The organism is Lyngbya aestuarii BL J (assembly GCF_000478195.2).
GTDB lineage: Bacteria > Cyanobacteriota > Cyanobacteriia > Cyanobacteriales > Microcoleaceae > Capilliphycus > Capilliphycus aestuarii.
The window spans coordinates 19,158-34,519 of the sequence record NZ_AUZM01000003.1 but is presented as its reverse complement, the minus strand read 5'-3'; the positions used below and the strand labels follow the sequence as shown (position 1 = coordinate 34,519).

Annotated in this window: 16 protein-coding genes; 11 read left to right on the top strand and 5 right to left on the bottom strand. The window is 39.2% G+C overall.

Features of this window, described 5'->3' with window-relative positions; all coding sequences use genetic code 11:
* Window positions 1-31: 31 nt before the first annotated feature.
* Entirely contained in the window at window positions 32-349 is a 318-nt protein-coding gene (locus tag M595_RS01980) for a WGxxGxxG family protein (protein WP_023064403.1), read from the bottom strand.
* 431 nt (window positions 350-780) lie between these two features.
* On the opposite strand from M595_RS01980, the gene M595_RS01975 reads away from it, so the two are divergent.
* Window positions 781-1,686 carry a mechanosensitive ion channel family protein gene (locus M595_RS01975; RefSeq protein WP_040483447.1) on the top strand — a complete coding sequence of 302 codons (906 nt, stop codon included), beginning with the start codon at window positions 781-783 and terminating at the stop codon, window positions 1,684-1,686.
* An 87-nt stretch (window positions 1,687-1,773) separates the two neighbouring features.
* Here M595_RS01975 and M595_RS01970 read toward each other — a convergent pair whose 3' ends face one another.
* Window positions 1,774-2,028: a hypothetical protein gene (locus M595_RS01970; protein WP_023064314.1), complete on the bottom strand. Its 255-nt coding sequence runs from the start codon at window positions 2,026-2,028 to the stop codon at window positions 1,774-1,776.
* A gap of 204 nt (window positions 2,029-2,232) precedes the next feature.
* On the opposite strand from M595_RS01970, the gene M595_RS01965 reads away from it, so the two are divergent.
* The 5 genes from M595_RS01965 to M595_RS01945 all read left to right on the top strand — a co-directional run bounded on the left by M595_RS01965 (window position 2,233) and on the right by M595_RS01945 (window position 8,022).
* Window positions 2,233-2,697: a DUF2267 domain-containing protein gene (locus M595_RS01965; protein WP_023064304.1), complete on the top strand. Its 465-nt coding sequence runs from the start codon at window positions 2,233-2,235 to the stop codon at window positions 2,695-2,697.
* A gap of 125 nt (window positions 2,698-2,822) precedes the next feature.
* Window positions 2,823-3,257 (top strand): nucleoside deaminase, encoded by a 435-nt coding sequence (locus M595_RS01960; protein WP_023064293.1) that lies wholly within the window; start codon window positions 2,823-2,825, stop codon window positions 3,255-3,257.
* Window positions 3,258-4,739, top strand: a complete 1,482-nt coding sequence (locus M595_RS01955) for a hypothetical protein (RefSeq protein ID WP_023064436.1) — start codon at window positions 3,258-3,260, stop codon at window positions 4,737-4,739.
* Between the two features lie 151 nt (window positions 4,740-4,890).
* Window positions 4,891-5,220, top strand: coding sequence for a hypothetical protein (locus M595_RS01950; RefSeq protein ID WP_023064355.1), 330 nt, complete (start codon window positions 4,891-4,893; stop codon window positions 5,218-5,220).
* Window positions 5,221-5,544: 324 nt separating this feature from the next.
* On the top strand, window positions 5,545-8,022 hold the full coding sequence (locus M595_RS01945) for a 3'-5' exonuclease family protein (RefSeq protein WP_023064308.1): 2,478 nt from the start codon (window positions 5,545-5,547) through the stop codon (window positions 8,020-8,022).
* A gap of 128 nt (window positions 8,023-8,150) precedes the next feature.
* Here the strand turns inward: M595_RS01945 and speD are convergent, their stop codons facing one another.
* Together speD and M595_RS01935 are read right to left on the bottom strand one after the other, a co-directional pair.
* The gene (gene speD, locus M595_RS01940; protein WP_023064289.1) at window positions 8,151-8,579 is read right to left on the bottom strand and encodes an adenosylmethionine decarboxylase; all 429 of its coding nucleotides are present in this window, start codon (window positions 8,577-8,579) and stop codon (window positions 8,151-8,153) included.
* Window positions 8,580-8,856: 277 nt separating this feature from the next.
* Complete coding sequence (locus tag M595_RS01935) at window positions 8,857-9,762, bottom strand: metallophosphoesterase (RefSeq protein ID WP_023064316.1); 906 nt, start codon at window positions 9,760-9,762, stop codon at window positions 8,857-8,859.
* A 113-nt stretch (window positions 9,763-9,875) separates the two neighbouring features.
* On the opposite strand from M595_RS01935, the gene M595_RS01930 reads away from it, so the two are divergent.
* From M595_RS01930 to M595_RS01920, 3 genes are all read left to right on the top strand, one after another.
* Entirely contained in the window at window positions 9,876-10,898 is a 1,023-nt protein-coding gene (locus M595_RS01930; protein WP_023064433.1) for a hypothetical protein, read from the top strand.
* A 127-nt stretch (window positions 10,899-11,025) separates the two neighbouring features.
* Window positions 11,026-12,483 (top strand): protein adenylyltransferase SelO, encoded by a 1,458-nt coding sequence (locus M595_RS01925; RefSeq protein ID WP_023064319.1) that lies wholly within the window; start codon window positions 11,026-11,028, stop codon window positions 12,481-12,483.
* 117 nt (window positions 12,484-12,600) lie between these two features.
* Window positions 12,601-13,524 (top strand): M28 family peptidase, encoded by a 924-nt coding sequence (locus tag M595_RS01920; RefSeq protein WP_238987008.1) that lies wholly within the window; start codon window positions 12,601-12,603, stop codon window positions 13,522-13,524.
* Window positions 13,525-13,564: 40 nt separating this feature from the next.
* On the opposite strand, the gene M595_RS32060 is transcribed toward M595_RS01920, so the two are convergent.
* Window positions 13,565-13,978: a hypothetical protein gene (locus tag M595_RS32060; protein WP_023064369.1), complete on the bottom strand. Its 414-nt coding sequence runs from the start codon at window positions 13,976-13,978 to the stop codon at window positions 13,565-13,567.
* Between the two features lie 388 nt (window positions 13,979-14,366).
* Here M595_RS32060 and M595_RS01910 point away from each other — a divergent pair, with 388 nt between their 5' ends.
* Both M595_RS01910 and M595_RS01905 read left to right on the top strand, forming a co-directional pair.
* Window positions 14,367-14,783, top strand: coding sequence for an AbrB/MazE/SpoVT family DNA-binding domain-containing protein (locus M595_RS01910; RefSeq protein WP_009783654.1), 417 nt, complete (start codon window positions 14,367-14,369; stop codon window positions 14,781-14,783).
* Window positions 14,784-14,913: 130 nt separating this feature from the next.
* Window positions 14,914-15,351, top strand: a complete 438-nt coding sequence (locus M595_RS01905) for a secondary thiamine-phosphate synthase enzyme YjbQ (RefSeq protein ID WP_023064283.1) — start codon at window positions 14,914-14,916, stop codon at window positions 15,349-15,351.
* Window positions 15,352-15,362 lie beyond the last annotated feature (11 nt).

The window sequence follows — 15,362 nt, the reverse complement described above, 5'->3', positions numbered from 1 at the left end:
TCGGATCGGTTTCATAGTGATGAACGACTTTTTATTTTCCTTTACCTGCGAGTCCGAATAAACCCAATAAACCGAATAACCCTAACCATCCCCAGTTGGCTTTTTGTTCGACTACATTCGCTGTTTCTGCAATCTGTTGTTGAGCTTCTGTTGTGGCTTCGTCAGTGGCTTCTATAAGATTTTCTCCAGCGTTTTGGAGATTTTCTCCGGCTTGATCTAAGTTTTCTTCGGCATTGTTAGGAGTGTTATTATTATTTTGAGCAAAAGCGGCTCGATGAAACGGGGAAAGAAGTAAACTGACTGCAATAAAACTGGTTGCCAGAGTTTGGTAAAAAAGATGTTTTTTCATGGTTAAATTTCTTTGTTTTTTAAATAAAAAGTTAAAATTTATATTTCTTATTTTCTAAAGCTTATCAAATTTAATTCTGGAAAGGCTTCTATCTGAGGAGGTAAACTGATCGAAGTACGATTTTATCTTTGGAAAGCAATCACAGACAAAGGTGAATTTTTCAGGGGTTTTATCGAGGGAGTTTGAAGCGTTTTTTTAACCCGGAAAGGATAAACACAACTCTAATTTGAGAATTTATACCCTAAGATAGACTCTTGAAATTTTTGGTTATGGTATAGTATAGTAGCAAATTCTCGCGCCTCTCTCAATATTGAGCTGGAATTTTGAGTTAATCCGGAAGAATTTAATGAAGACGAGGTAATATCCGGGACATCTACTGAATTTTGAATAACCCAAAAAGTTAAAATCTAAGGACTAATTATTCTATCATCATGGATCAGTTGTTTAACACCGTAAAAGACAGTATACGAGAGATGGTTGGCAGTGGAGTTAAACTTATCCCTGCTATTATAACGGCTATAATTATCCTTTTTTTAACTCGTTATGCTGCTCAGTTTTTAGAGCAACTTGTTAAGAAACTTACGACTAAAACGGTTCGGAGTCAGTCTTTACAGCTCCTAATCGCTAAACTGAGTCATATTGGAGTTTGGGTTGTTGGGGTAGTTTTAGCTTGTGTTATTACCTTTCCGGGTTTACGGTTAGGAGATGTTATTGCGACTTTAGGACTGAGTTCTGTTGCGATTGGATTTGCCTTTCAAGATATATTTAAAAACTTTTTGGCGGGGATTTTATTACTTCTTCAAGAACCTTTTCAGATTAATGATCAGGTGGTTATCGGGGAGTACGAAGGAACCGTTGAACAAATCGATATTCGCACCACACAAATGCTGACTTACCAGGGAGAACGGATCTTAATTCCGAATGCCACAGTATTTACCAGTGCAGTTCAAGTGAGGACAGCTTTTGCTTACCGACGAACAGATTTAGGAGTTGGTGTTGATTATAATACGTCTTTACGCCAAGCATCTCAACTTCTAAAAGAAACAATTTCTCAAGTCGAAGGGGTCTTAGAAAATCCGGAAATAGAAATTGATTTAGTCAGTTTTGGGGATAGTTCAATAGACTTTATCGTTCGCTACTGGACTAAACCTCGACAAAAGCTAGTTCGTCACGTTCAAACTCGAGCAATTGTCGCGATTAAAGAAGCCTTTGATCAAGCAGATATCAATATTCCTTATCCGATTCGGACGCTTTACTTCTACAATCAGGATCAGTATAATGATTATATGCCGACACCGAATTCTGATGGGCGTTCTGAAGATGCGTTGCGTCTCTAATCAAAACTCCTAAAATGGGGTGAGCAGCATTCTCTCAACTCACCCTAACTGACAATAGAAATCAATCTATTTTATTAACTCAACTTTCTAGAGAGAATTTTTACTATCAGGTGCAATTTCTATACCTTGTCCTTGTTTAACTTGTTGCTGCGGAGTGACTAGATCACTCAAACCATCAATGCTGACCCCAATGTGGTCACAAGCTTGTTTAAGATTTTTTTGAAAGCTCTCAATATCTTCACCATAGCCCGAGTTTTGAGCCGCTTCTTTCAAACCCAGATTAGCACTTGCTTTGGCACAATCAATCAGTTCTGTTCCGGTTAGGGGTTGAGTCGGGGCCATAAAAGCTACTCCTTGAAAAATTATAATATATCCTAACTAATTATTCCATTTTAAAAAGTTTTTATCCTCTACCCGAAGAAAGAGATTAATGCTTATATCGATATAATTTTCATTTTAAAAACTCATCCTGGGTAGGATGCACAGAACCGTGATAGACTATAGCGTTGTATTACCTGATAAAATTAGGATTTAGATCTAAATAAAATGGAAACCCCTCAAATCTCTCAAACCAACGCAGCTTTCTTGGAGAAAGTTAAAAATCAAGCTGGACTCAACGATTTGTATGAGGCTAGAGATCTCAGTGAGATCGTGTTTCGGACAATGCGTGACTTAATGCCGACAGAATCATCAGATCGCGTTGCATCTGAACTTCACGAAGAAGCTCAACCGACAGACGATAAAACTCTGAAATCCGAAATTTCTGCCCTTTGGAAAGATACAAATCCTATTGTTGCTTGGCTGAGTCGAGTTCGTCCGCCTCTGAAATTCGATGATAACACATTTATTTTTCGGATTGAACAAGAAGGAGGATCGCCCAAAGGAATGTCGGGTGAAACCATTATTGAAGCTGTTTTTGCAGCCACAAAAAATGAACTTTCTCAAAGCCGAATTCAAGAGATTTCTGAATTTATGCCCGGAAAAGTCAAAGAAATTTGGCAGAAAGCTTAAAGGTTATTAAGGATTAATTCATCATTAACCCTAGTCGTAATTTGTTAATCTAAAAAACAAGAATATCTTCTAGGGTTATCTACTCAATTTGAGCGGTGAATCAGTAAATATTTAAAAGTAAGAGTATGACAGCCGAAGATTACATGAAAATTGCTCTAGAAGAAGCTAAAAAAGGAGATATGCCTTATGGGGCAGTTTTAGTTAAAGAAAATAAAATTGTGGTGCAGGGATATAATACGGCTCAAAGGGATAATGATGTTACGGCTCATGCTGAGATTAATGTTTTACGTCAATTTACTTTAGAAAACAAATCTTATTCTCTCGATGTTTTAAAGGGGTATACCCTGTATACAACTTGTGAACCTTGTCCGATGTGTGCAGCAGCTTGTGTTTGGGCTGGTTTATCTGAAATTGTGTTTGGAGCTTCGACTCAACAACTTATTCAACTCGGTTCACCGCAAATTGATTTATCTTGTGAAGCTGTGGTCAAAAAAGGATTTCAAGATATTAAAATTACTCAAGGTATTCTCGCTGAAGATTGTCTGGCATTGTTCAAGTAAATGACCTCTTTAAATAAACCCAAAACTCAACAGCCTTTTTCGTCTAACTCACCCGACGAAGATTCTCAGCTAAAATTTCAATGGAAATGGTGGAGTAAGTTTGTTGCTCTGATTGCTCTGCTTAATCTCTGTTTAGTCTTTTTAAATATTAGTTATGTTCCTCTACGAGATGTTTATCTTAGACATTTTCCGATTATAATCAAACTCTATGACCCGGTGAAAGGGATTGAACCTCATCCAGATACAACCCACTACATTGAGACTGTTGAAGTTTTCAAATCTGAACTAACTCAATCGGGATTAAAATCTAAACAAACTGCTGATATTTTAGCAGATCTGCGTCAACAAAGTCAAAGTATTATTGCAGAAAATCCCTTTGATGTTTCCAACAAATTTGGGACATTTGCTAAACTCAAGCGTCGTATGGAATATCATATTGAGATTCCCTACGCTCAACAAGCTTTTACTCAATTTTGGAGTCAAAACTATTTAACAGAAGTTGGCATTACGAATGCTTTGAGTTTTTTTGACGAGAAAATTAGTCCACTTTTAGAAGTAAACTACTTCAGATCCGTTGATGAAAATGGTCAATATATTGATAATTTTTGGAAAATAGATATCTATTTTATCATCTTTTTAGGGGGAGATTTTCTCGTACGAACCCTAATTATTTCCAGACGACAACCGGGAGTGAGTTGGTTTGATGGGATGCTGCGACGCTGGTATGATTGGCTATTTTTACTTCCAACTTGGCGTTGGCTGCGAATTATTCCTGTCTCTGTTCGAGTTCATAAATCAGGTTTATTTAATCTCGAACGAATCTTAGCCCAAATCACTCATGAACCCTCTGCTTATCTTGCTGATCGGATTTCAACTTTCTTGATGGTACAAGTCGTCAATCAAGCCAAAGATTCCGTTCAAACCGGAGAAATGGCTCGTTCAATCTTTGAACCCGATCCCTATATTCAAGTCAGCGAAATTGACAAAATGGATGCGATTATAGATCGGATTTTACAACTCTCTATTTATCGTGTCTTACCGCAAGTTCAGCCGGATATAGAAGATTTATTACGTCATAGCTTAAAGGGTACATTAACACAATCAGACTTTTATCAAGGATTAAAACAAGTTCCGGGATTGAAAGGCCTTCCTTCAAGTGTTATTGATCAACTTGCCGATTATTTAGCCAATGCGAGTTATGATGTTTTATCTACATCTTATTCGGATGCGGAAGGTCGAGAACTTTTTAACAAACTGAGTGTAAATTTTAAATCAGTTTTACGTCAAGAACTTCAGGATGAAGTAACCCAATCGGAATTACAAGTTTGGCTATTTGATCTCTTAGAGGAATTGAAGTTAAACTATATTCAACGCTCTAGTAAAGATGACCCAGAACAGACATTGGCAGAAGCAGAACAACTTCGTCAAGAGCGGGAAGAACCAGATCCAGATGTCCCTGATCCTGGCGATAGTCTGTTTTGAGAGGAGGGAAAGGATTAAATTTTTTTTGAGGTTTTTTTTGCAGAAAACCTGATTTATTTCTCTTTAAAAAATCTCTTTCCTTTGATAGAGTGAGAAGCTCGGTTTTTTCTGCTATAAATGTTTTGTGATTTCAGTTTGAGAGATGAAAATAATGAAAAATATTCTATTGCGTTTAACTCGAATTTTCTTTGTAGCTTGTGTTTGTGCAGTGTTGGTTATTTCCCAGGGCTTTCCGGCGATGGCTGCTAATAGTGCCAATAATCAAGGAGAAGACGCCCTTAAAGATGTTCAGAAGAAATCAGAAGATGTTCTCAGAACGCCTCCTCGTTCTTTAGATCAATCTAAGGCTGATGCCCCTTCCGGCTTGAACTTAGTTCAGGGAGATGCGGATAAAGAACAAATGAAACGACCTGAAAATTCTACTTCGACTTCTGTTGAAGAACAGATCGATGAAGGCTTGAAGAAAGCTTTTGGACGATAAATATCGCCTTTCTTAAATGTAGAATAAAATAGTCCTTCATATTTTAAATTGCACCGTTATCATGGCGGTGCTATTTAGTTTTTTAGAACTTAATGAGATAAAATTCCCTTTTATTAGAGAATTAAAGTTGATTTTATCTTCATTACTACGGTTGTTTATTCTTTATTTATTGCAATCTGTAAACAGCCTGTGGCCAGAGTTACGATTTGTGGCACAATAACAGTAGGTTGCAGTTTACGATTTCCCTGCTGGTGTCACAATCCGGATTCAGCGAATCATACACCGCATCAGTCTAAATGAGTCGTATTTGTACTTAAAACGATTATGAAATTTCATCCCGACTTTATTGTAATTGATACCGAAGGACAGCCAATTCTGCGGGAAATAGCGATTGTTGATCATCAGGGAAAACTAATCTATGAAGCTTGGGCAGACAATCACCCTAATAATCCTAAAATTAGTCCGAAAACTAAACCCCTCAAAACCATTATTACTGATTTTTTGAACTTCGCTCATTCTAAAACTATTATCTGTCATTATGCAAGACATGATATTGACGTGCTGCGTAATAGCTTTCGGGCGGTAGGAATTCCCACGCCTCATTTAGTTTTTGAGTGTAGTTTTGAACTCGCCCAACAGCATTTACCCGAACTGGGTAGCCATTCTTTAGAAGCGTTAAGTCAGCATCTAAATCTGAAGTTAGACGGTAAAATATTTAATCATGATTCCGCCCATCGTGCTAAATATGATGCGTTGTTTACCTATCAACTTTATCGACGGATGGTGAATGAATTTTTAAAGGTTAGACTCAAAAAAAGACCTAATCCTTTTGGTTCTAGTCGTGTTGATACTCCGTTTCAAGATCATGTAGACTTTCGCTCAATTTTTCAAAATGAGTTTGAACGTTTAAAATCTATTATTATTGATATCAAACAAGATCCCAATCATCAAAGTAAAGGGGCGGTTGTCATTGGAGAACCAGGAGCAGGCAAAACTCATTTAATGATGCGTCTGGCGAAGGATTTACTTCAAACAAACCGATTATTATTTATTCGTCAACCTAATAATAAAGATACAGTTTTATTTCATACCTATAGCCGAATATTAGAATCTTTAATCCAAAATGTTCCCGGAAGTGATCGCACCCAACTTGAACATCTGCTAGCCAATAGTTTTGCCAAAATTATTAAAACTGAAGATTACTATTCCACCGCAAAAATCCAAAAAGATGAAAAAATCTTACAAGTTATTGAAGATGGAAATCTCAACTTATTCACCGAGTTAGGACAAGAAGAAACGAAAACCAAACGAGAATATTGGCAACATATTGAAAAACGGGCTTCTGATTGGTGGTTGCGAAACTTTTCTTCTGCCGGATACGCCCCCCAAATTCTCAAAGGAATTATTCGTTTTTGTGGCTATACTGACTTCAACCGTCGTCAAATTATTACCCAATGGTTAGCTTTAAATGACTTATCTTCCGAAGAACTCAATAAAGTTGGACTCGAAAGTTGGGGAGAAGATTGGAGTCGGGAAGAAATTTCACTGGCTGCGTTAGAAGTCTTGAGTAAATTGTCTTTACTCGATGAACCTTTGATTATTATCTTTGATCAGTTAGAAGGACTAGGTTTAAAAGCCAACGAACCTCTTTTACAAAGTTTTGGAGAATCCATTAAAGAAATATTTACCCATGTTCCCAATAGCTTAATTATTTTAAATCTCTTTCCGGATCGTTGGCAACAATTTCAACACGTCTTTGATGGTTCCATTGTAGATCGGGTTTCTCAATCTCAGATTTTCCTCTCAAAACCCGCCAATCAACAAATGATACAACTGCTGAATTTAAAACTACAAACCGCAGAAGTTTCTATCTCTGAACTTTTTGAACCCGATGAAATTCAAACGATTTTAGAACAAGTTTCAATTCGGGCTACACTCAATACAGCAGCAGATTATTACCGCTACAAAATAGAAGGAATTTCCCTACCCAAACGTTTATCTTCAATCTCCAATACTTCTACTGTTGAACCCGAAGTTGAACAACAAATTCAACAGCTAACCGCAGAAGTCGCCCAAATGAAACAGGTGATTCTCAAAATTACCCAAACCTTAAATATCACTGAAAATGGGAATGGAATCTTATCTGATCCGCCCTCGGTTATTACACCTCATGTTCCCCAAAATTCCCCCATCAAGCTACAAGTTCAAGACTATTTAAGCCAGCAACGTCTGAGTTTAGAAGAAAACTACAGCAAACCTCAAATTATTACTGAAAGTGATGATCTTGGAAAATTAACGACGATTTTGGAGTCTTTGCGATCAGTCATTTCTCCGCTTGAATTTGATGTCTTACGCTTAGGGCGACGGGTTCTTCCTGAACATTTAGTCATTCAAACGGCAACTCATCAATTTGCTGTGGGTTTTTTACATCAAGGCGGAACTCGATTTTATCACCGCATTCGCAACTGGAATGAATTAGTCATTAATCATCCTGAAATTCAATTTAATCTCTGTCGAGAATCCCGTGAAAGTTTGATTACGGCGAAAAAAAGTGCTGAATTTCTTGAACAATTTCGCAATGCCGAGAATGGTAATTTTGTGTTTATGGATAAAGAACAACGAATCATCTTTGAACTCATCTATCAGATGATTGTCGATATCCAAAATAAAGATTTAGAGGTGAATCTTGTCGAAGCATTGGATATTGTGTTGTTTGATTACCGCAATTATTGGTTATTCAAAAACTTGACTCTGTTAACCTTACATCAAAGTAATTTTCAGCCCCAGTTTTCCCAAACCTGAACTTGTAAATTAACAAACAGTCTCTTAGACTTACTAATCTAGACTGTGATTTTAGAAAAAACTATTGAGGGGAAGAGCGATAGTAAATGCCTTACCCCTCTGGTTTTGACCCTTTGGATTGAACTGGATTAAACTGAACAGATTTCTTTTTCTGAAGTTAGAGATTGAGAAATAACCGTGGGGTTGAGGTTTTCCCCGTCTATCGTTGTTTCGGTTTCAAACCCTCGTTGAAATTCCCTCAGCACAACTTTTTTGGCTTGTAAAGCGGTTTTCAATACTTCTACTGCCTTGCGAGGTTCGCCTTGACCACAAAAGAAAAAATCTGCGGCAAAATAACCGTATTCTGGCCAGGTATGAATGGCAATGTGTGACTCGGCGAGTGTGGCGGTTGCCGTAACCCCATGAGGACTAAACTGGTGTACACAGAAGTCAATTAAAGTCGCATTTCCTGCGGTGATCGCTTCTAGAATTGAGTTCCGAATCCGTTCAGGATCATTGAGAAGATCAGTAGGACATTCCCAGGCATCGAGAATTAAATGAGTACCTAATTTTTTCATTGATTCGGGTTCCACCTCCCTTAAATTGTAGATGATTTTCAGCTTACTTCACCCGCCTGACCTTTGGCTTCCTGCAACAGGAGAAACCTTGGGGATGATCGAGGGCCAGAGGGGTTAAGGTTTGCTTCTCTTTCTAGTGTAGAGTTTTTTGGGAAAATTGTTCAGTGGTGAAAGATAGTTTTTTGTGAAGTTGGACTGGAAAAGGGCCAATTTTACTGAACAGACTGGGGTCAGGGCGAGGGGCCTTTAAATCAAAAGATCTCTGTGATCGAGTGATCTAAGATTGAAAAATTGCACCCTGATCAAAGACTTGATTTTGAGTATTAATTCCTCGCACAATGATCTGATCAGCATACACATCCAAAGCGGCAAAACTAAATTCTCGCGTTGAATATTCTGTCCATTCTGAACTTTTAACGGGACGACTTTTTGCACCCGCACCACACACTAAATAAGTGGTTCCTTCAATTGCCTGAGTGCGTTCATAGTTGTGATCATGACCATTAATGTACAGTTGAACACCATAGGTTTTAAAGAACGGAGTCAACGTTTTAATTAATGTTTCATTCACCCCATAAACTCCCGATGAATAAATCGGATTATGACCAAAAACAACCTTCCAAGTTGCATCACTACGCTGCAATTTTTCCTCTAGCCAAGCCAGTTGAGTTGACCAATCTGCACTTTTATTGGTATCTAAGGCAAAAAACTGTACCGGACCTCGACGAAATGTATAATAACGTCCCTGCATATTAAAACCCGGATAACGCACTTGTAAATCACCGTTTTGGGTGCGAATATCGTGATTTCCTAAACAGGCTTGAAATTTAACACCCTGTTCTAGTAATCTTTGATAAGGTTTCTCGAAAACAGCTTCAATTCGCTCTATTTCACCATTCGGATAAATATTATCTCCGGCTAAAAGAGCTAAATCAAAAGGATGTTTTTCGTGATAACGAGTCATCGCTTTCGCCACCGCATATTGTTCTGCTTCACCAGTTCCAGTATCCGCTACAGAAATAAAACTTAACAAGGGTTCTGTGGAGGGAACTGAGACAATTTGAGTCGGATTAACCGCAGTCGGAGTCCCCTCAATCAAGGTTTTAGTATTCCCCAACTTCCAACTCAAACCCACTACACTTCCGCAAACAAAACTAGAGAGAATAAAATAACGACGTTTCATCTAAAAAAACTGAGGTTCTCAAAACTGACAACAAAATGATACATTAGGATGACAAATCCCAGACTTTAGTCTAGCGCATTTGATTTCGCTCAACGGTTAGCCGGGTATAAACAATGTCTGAAGATCGATTCACCTCTCCTCACCCTAAAAAACCGCCCTCTCGTCCCTCTCAGCGTAATTTTTTGATCAATCTAACCTTGCGAGTTTTACGAGGCTTAATTGACCAACTCGAAGAAATTGTCTCTCAATTAGAAAATCCATCTTCCCCTGAAAATTCCCGCAACCGACAACAAAAAAAGCCATCTCTAAGATATCAACTCTCTCGAATTTTATCACCGATTCGGCGGATTCTTCCCGATTCTGTCAATCGAATCTTACCCGATCCAATTTTGGCGATCGCGATCGGAGTTATTGTGATGATTCTATCAAGTCAAATTATTCAACAATTTTCGAGTCATGAACCCTCTCTAGAAATCGTAGAGACTAAGACTTCACAACCCACCCCATCAGAAATTATTATCGATCAATCTGAAGATGAAACCCCTTCAGAAGCCCCTCAATTAGAAGAAACACCGCCACAATTACCCCAATCAATCCCTCAATTAGAAGAAACACTCCCAGAACTCCCTCAATCAACATCTCAACTTCAGCAAAATGAAACCCTTCCCCTTGTAGAAAATCTTGAATCGTTGTCTGAAGATCAAAATGAATCCATTTTAGAATCCGAAAGCTTACCTAAAAATTCTAATCAAATCCCAATGTTTCTCGTCGCCACCGCTTCACAGATGCCCGTGAACTTGATTTCCCCTCCCGGTTTAGCATTGACATCCAAATCGTATTTGATTACTACGATTCAAGCTAAAATGAAAAAATCAATCACAAAAATTAGCCCTGAAATCATGATTTCAGTTCGAGCCAATTTTTCTGCTAATTTACTCCGAGTTGAACTCAATGAAAGTTGGTACGAACTCTCAGAAAACAAACAAAATCAAATCGCACAAGTTCTGTTTGATCAAGCCCAGAACTTTGATTTTACCCGGATCGAACTGATCGAGACTAGCGGAAAACCCCTTGCTCGCAGTGCTGTAATTGGATCAAATATTGTGATTTTAAATCGCAGGAAATCAGCCCATTAAACCCTCATCTAGTCCCTACACCGACTCTGCGATCGCCAGAAATTCTTAAATTCTTTGGTAGTCTTGATCACAATACAATCTTCCACTTATAGAATATAACAATTGAAATAGGTAGTATGAGTTTCTCATGGCGAATCCCTTCCTTTTCCTCGAATACGAACCTGCATTTGAAACATTAGGCAGTGATTACTACGATCAAGTCAGCGCCGCAGAATTTCCCTTCCATATTCTGCGTTTCCGCAATGATGAGATACTCACTCAGTTAGGTGTTGACCCCCAAAGCGTAACCGACGATCATTTTATCGAAGCCTTTGGCAAATTTGAAAGTGTACGCCCGGCTTTGGCAATGTGTTATCACGGCTATCAATTTGGAGAATATAACCCCCAACTCGGGGATGGACGGGGTTTTCTCTATGGACAAGTTCGCGGAACTAATGGTGAACTCTACGACTTTGGGACAAAAGGAAGCGGTCAAACCCCCTACTCTCGCAACGCCGATGGCCGATTGACCCTCAAAGGGGGTATCCGTGAAGTGATCGCAGCGGAAACTTTACATCGGATGGGAGTGAAAACCTCTCGCACTCTCAGTCTAATCGAAACGGGCGAAAAACTCTATCGCAGTGATGAACCCTCTCCGACTCGTTCAGCGGTGATGGTACGTTTTAGTCGCTCTCATATTCGGTTTGGAACTTTTGAACGATTACACTATTTTGGGCGAGCAGATTTGGTCGAAAACCTTTTAAATCATGTGATTAAATACTATTATCCTCATTTTCAAAATGATCGCGATTGCTATGCTTTATTTTATGCCGAATTAGTGCAACGAGTCGCTACATTAGTTGCCCAATGGATGGCCGCCGGGTTTTGTCATGGTGTCTTGAATACAGATAATATGTCCATTACCGGAGAAAGTTTTGATTACGGCCCCTATGCGTTTATACCCAGCTACAATCCCCGGTTTACTGCTGCTTATTTTGACCACAGTGGTCTGTATTGCTACGCCAATCAACCGTGGGTTTGTAAGGGAAACTTAGAACGGCTACAACAACCTTTATCAATGGTGATTGATCCTAAAGATCTAGAGACAGGACTCGATTTATTTGATAGCCAGTTTCAAGAAACCTATCGACAGTTAATGGTGAATAAACTGGGTTTTGAACAGTTGCCCCGACCCGAATCTGAAGAATTTTTAAAGTTAACTGTAAATTTACTCAAAAATAACGACTTAGGGTATCATAACTTTTTTAGTCTGTTAACTCAAGGCTTTTGTCAACAATGGCAAGAGGATTCAACTTTGATTTGTCAAGCTGAAGGATTACCTGAGTTTGAAGGATGGCGGAAATCATACCTAGAAAGTTGGCAACAACTTTATCACCATTATCTACAAACGCTCTCCCCGACTGAAATGCAGGAAATGAAAGCCCGATTACAACAACACAATCCGAGCTTTGTTCCCCTCCGAGCAGAAATAGAAGCCATCTGGGAGCCGATTATTGTAGAAGATAACTGGGAGCCTTTTTATACCCTGTTACAACAAGTTAAACAAGGAACAAAGCAGGAGGCTGAAACCAAAAGGACAACTTAAAATTAAGCAGCTCTCAGAGAATAAAAGAACAAACCTTGAGCTTAAATGATATGATGAAAATGTTTTGTTTTAAGTTACTCTCTGCTGGAATTGAGCAGAAAAAGAACAGCAAATTTTATGATTCCCTCTATGCCTGGTGAAAGTTATCGAGGGCCATTGCCTTCTTTAACACCTCAAGAAGTACAACTTCAAATGGCTCTTGAACGAGATGTCAAAATTTTGGCACAAGAGATCGGTGAACGGAACTATCTCAACCCTGCTAATCTTAAAGCATCAGCAGATTTTTTAGAGACAGAGTTTTTAGGGTGTGGCTATCAAGTTCAACGTCAAGCCTATCAAGTCAATGATCAAACCTTTGAAAATCTCGCCGTTGAAATCAAAGGAAGTGATCACCCCGATGAAATCATTGTGATTGGAGGTCATTATGACTCGGTAGGAGGATGTCCAGGCGCAAATGATAACGGTTCAGGAGCGGCTGCGGTTTTAGAATTAGCCCGATTATTTGCCCCCAAAAAACCGGCGCGTACCCTACGATTTGTTGAATTTGTCAACGAAGAACCCCCGTTTGCGATGACTGAGAATATGGGAAGTTTGGTTTATGCGCGCTATTGTAAACAGTCTCAAGATAATATTGTCGGGATGCTCTCTCTAGAGACGATGGGCTATTATTCTGAGGAACTCGGAAGTCAGCGCTTTCCCTTTCCGTTAGGGAATTTTTACCCCTCCACAGGGAATTATATCGCCTTTGTCACCCATTTAAAATCGGCTGCCTTGGTGCGTCAAATTGTCGGATCATTTCGTCGTCACACTCAGTTTCCCAGTGAAGGCGCCGCAGTTCCCGGTTTGGTGACGGGAATTAGTTATTCAGATCATTGGTCATTTTGGGAACAAGGATATCCCGCGGTGATGGTGACAGATACAGCGATGTTTCGCTATCCTTATTATCACGCTTGGAACGATACACCCGAACAAGTCAATTATGAATACTTGGCGCGAGTGGTGGCGGGATTAGAACGAGTGGTTGAAGAATTAGTCAGTTAAGAAAGCAATCGCTTTTTCCTGGTGTTTGAACTGACTGTGATCAACAATAACCCGGAACTTGAACATTCAGCAATTGATTACTATTGGGAGTCTCTGGTGAAAGTTCCTGATCGACTCTCTCAACCGGATAATATTCATCATCGTTTGGATCATGACATTCTAATTCTATCAAGAGTTCTTCTTCTTCGTCTTGGTCTTGTTCGTCTAAAAAAACACCCTCTCCGCATCTATCGAAGGGTAGAGAACCCCTGAGTGGGGTTGGGTCTTGATCCCCGCCTAAAAATGCTCTATTGTTTGCAAAATTAGATACCGATTGCAGTCCATCATAAGCCACTCCCGGCGCTGGAATCTCGATATAGTCAATTTCCTCGCCTCGATCAATCAACAGTCCCAATTGACCATTATTGTGACCCACCGCCACGATTTTGCTTAAATCAATTTTTGTTAGTTTCATGGAAATTCACCCGTTGCACTCTCTAATTAAATTCACTTCAGACCCACTACTATTTAGGAGTTTAACAGAAATTGATTTTTAAGTCAATTTAAAAAAGATTATAAAGACAGATGTAACAAAATAAAAAACTGCTGTGATCCCAACCCAATATTTTGAGATTATAGCGGTGTCACCAATTAAACAGATACCGATTTGGGGTTCAAAAGGCTGTACACTTTTAACAGTAGGAACAGTAATCTGAGTTTTTACAGATTAGAAAGAGAGTTGAGTCATCAAGATATCAGAAATTATCTAAAGATCTTACACAAAAATGCTTTTCTAGTTATATGATATAAAGAATAGCAATCTTACGTGTTAGGATTGATCAACTAAGATTCGGAGTAGACTAATGGCTAAATCAGCAACAGAGAAAATTTCAGCATCTCCATTGACCGGAAAAGCATTACTTCAGAAAGTTAAGTCGCTCGGTAATATGCCCAGGCGAGAGACAGCCAAACTTTGTGGATATTACACCACCACAAAAGACGAGCAAATGCGGGCAAACATGACGGAATTTTACGATGCGCTGTTAGCCGCAAAGGGAATTTCCTTAGATCCAGGTCGTACAGATGGTCGGGGTAGAGAAGCCAGTTATCGGGCGTGCGTACACAAGAATGGTTCTTTGGTTATTGGCGCAAACTATACCGTAGCAATGGGCTTAAAACCCGGCGATCAGTTTGAAATTCGCTTAGGTCATAAACATATTCATCTCATTCAGGTAGATGCCAAATCCGGTCAAGAGTTAAGCGAAGACGAAGAAGAATAATTTGACTGATTTATTTCTCTCTCATCGAAATAAACAGTTAAATCTGTAGCCCAAATGCCTCAAAAGTTCAGAGGTCTGGGCTACTCAATTAATATCTGTATCATTTGAGACTAATCTTGAGATCCAAAGCATGGCGATCATTCATCACTTGATCTCCGTCCAAACCCAGTTAGGCATAGGGATTTACAACATTACACCGGAGATTGTTAGCCGCCTAGAGTCGAGTCAGATCAGCAACGGTCAAGTCCTGATTTTCTCTCGCCACACCACCACCGCCCTCGCCATTAACGAAGATGAAGAACGGTTACTAGAAGATGTGAAAGTTCATCTAAAAACCCTAGCCCCGACCGATGCCAAATACCTGCATAACGATCTACACTTAAGAGACGTTCCTCCGGATGAACCGATCAACGCTCACTCCCATTTAATGGCGATGATGCTAAGTACCAGTGAAGTGATTCCAGTGGTAGAAGGAAAACTTAGTTTAGGCACTTGGCAATCGGTATTATTTTTAGAGTTAGATGGGCCACGAACCCGTAACTTATCGATACAAATCATGGGAGAATAAACCCAGAGACT

What these genes read in the sequence shown, in the direction of transcription:
- M595_RS01980 (WP_023064403.1), bottom strand. Translation starts at nt 349, where the DNA reads ATGAAAAAACATCTTTTTTACCAAACTCTGGCAACCAGTTTTATTGCA.
- M595_RS01975 (WP_040483447.1), top strand. Translation starts at nt 781, where the DNA reads ATGGATCAGTTGTTTAACACCGTAAAAGACAGTATACGAGAGATGGTT.
- M595_RS01970 (WP_023064314.1), bottom strand. Translation starts at nt 2,028, where the DNA reads ATGGCCCCGACTCAACCCCTAACCGGAACAGAACTGATTGATTGTGCC.
- M595_RS01965 (WP_023064304.1), top strand. Translation starts at nt 2,233, where the DNA reads ATGGAAACCCCTCAAATCTCTCAAACCAACGCAGCTTTCTTGGAGAAA.
- M595_RS01960 (WP_023064293.1), top strand. Translation starts at nt 2,823, where the DNA reads ATGACAGCCGAAGATTACATGAAAATTGCTCTAGAAGAAGCTAAAAAA.
- M595_RS01955 (WP_023064436.1), top strand. Translation starts at nt 3,258, where the DNA reads ATGACCTCTTTAAATAAACCCAAAACTCAACAGCCTTTTTCGTCTAAC.
- M595_RS01950 (WP_023064355.1), top strand. Translation starts at nt 4,891, where the DNA reads ATGAAAAATATTCTATTGCGTTTAACTCGAATTTTCTTTGTAGCTTGT.
- M595_RS01945 (WP_023064308.1), top strand. Translation starts at nt 5,545, where the DNA reads ATGAAATTTCATCCCGACTTTATTGTAATTGATACCGAAGGACAGCCA.
- speD (WP_023064289.1), bottom strand. Translation starts at nt 8,579, where the DNA reads ATGAAAAAATTAGGTACTCATTTAATTCTCGATGCCTGGGAATGTCCT.
- M595_RS01935 (WP_023064316.1), bottom strand. Translation starts at nt 9,762, where the DNA reads ATGAAACGTCGTTATTTTATTCTCTCTAGTTTTGTTTGCGGAAGTGTA.
- M595_RS01930 (WP_023064433.1), top strand. Translation starts at nt 9,876, where the DNA reads ATGTCTGAAGATCGATTCACCTCTCCTCACCCTAAAAAACCGCCCTCT.
- M595_RS01925 (WP_023064319.1), top strand. Translation starts at nt 11,026, where the DNA reads ATGGCGAATCCCTTCCTTTTCCTCGAATACGAACCTGCATTTGAAACA.
- M595_RS01920 (WP_238987008.1), top strand. Translation starts at nt 12,601, where the DNA reads ATGATTCCCTCTATGCCTGGTGAAAGTTATCGAGGGCCATTGCCTTCT.
- M595_RS32060 (WP_023064369.1), bottom strand. Translation starts at nt 13,978, where the DNA reads ATGAAACTAACAAAAATTGATTTAAGCAAAATCGTGGCGGTGGGTCAC.
- M595_RS01910 (WP_009783654.1), top strand. Translation starts at nt 14,367, where the DNA reads ATGGCTAAATCAGCAACAGAGAAAATTTCAGCATCTCCATTGACCGGA.
- M595_RS01905 (WP_023064283.1), top strand. Translation starts at nt 14,914, where the DNA reads ATGGCGATCATTCATCACTTGATCTCCGTCCAAACCCAGTTAGGCATA.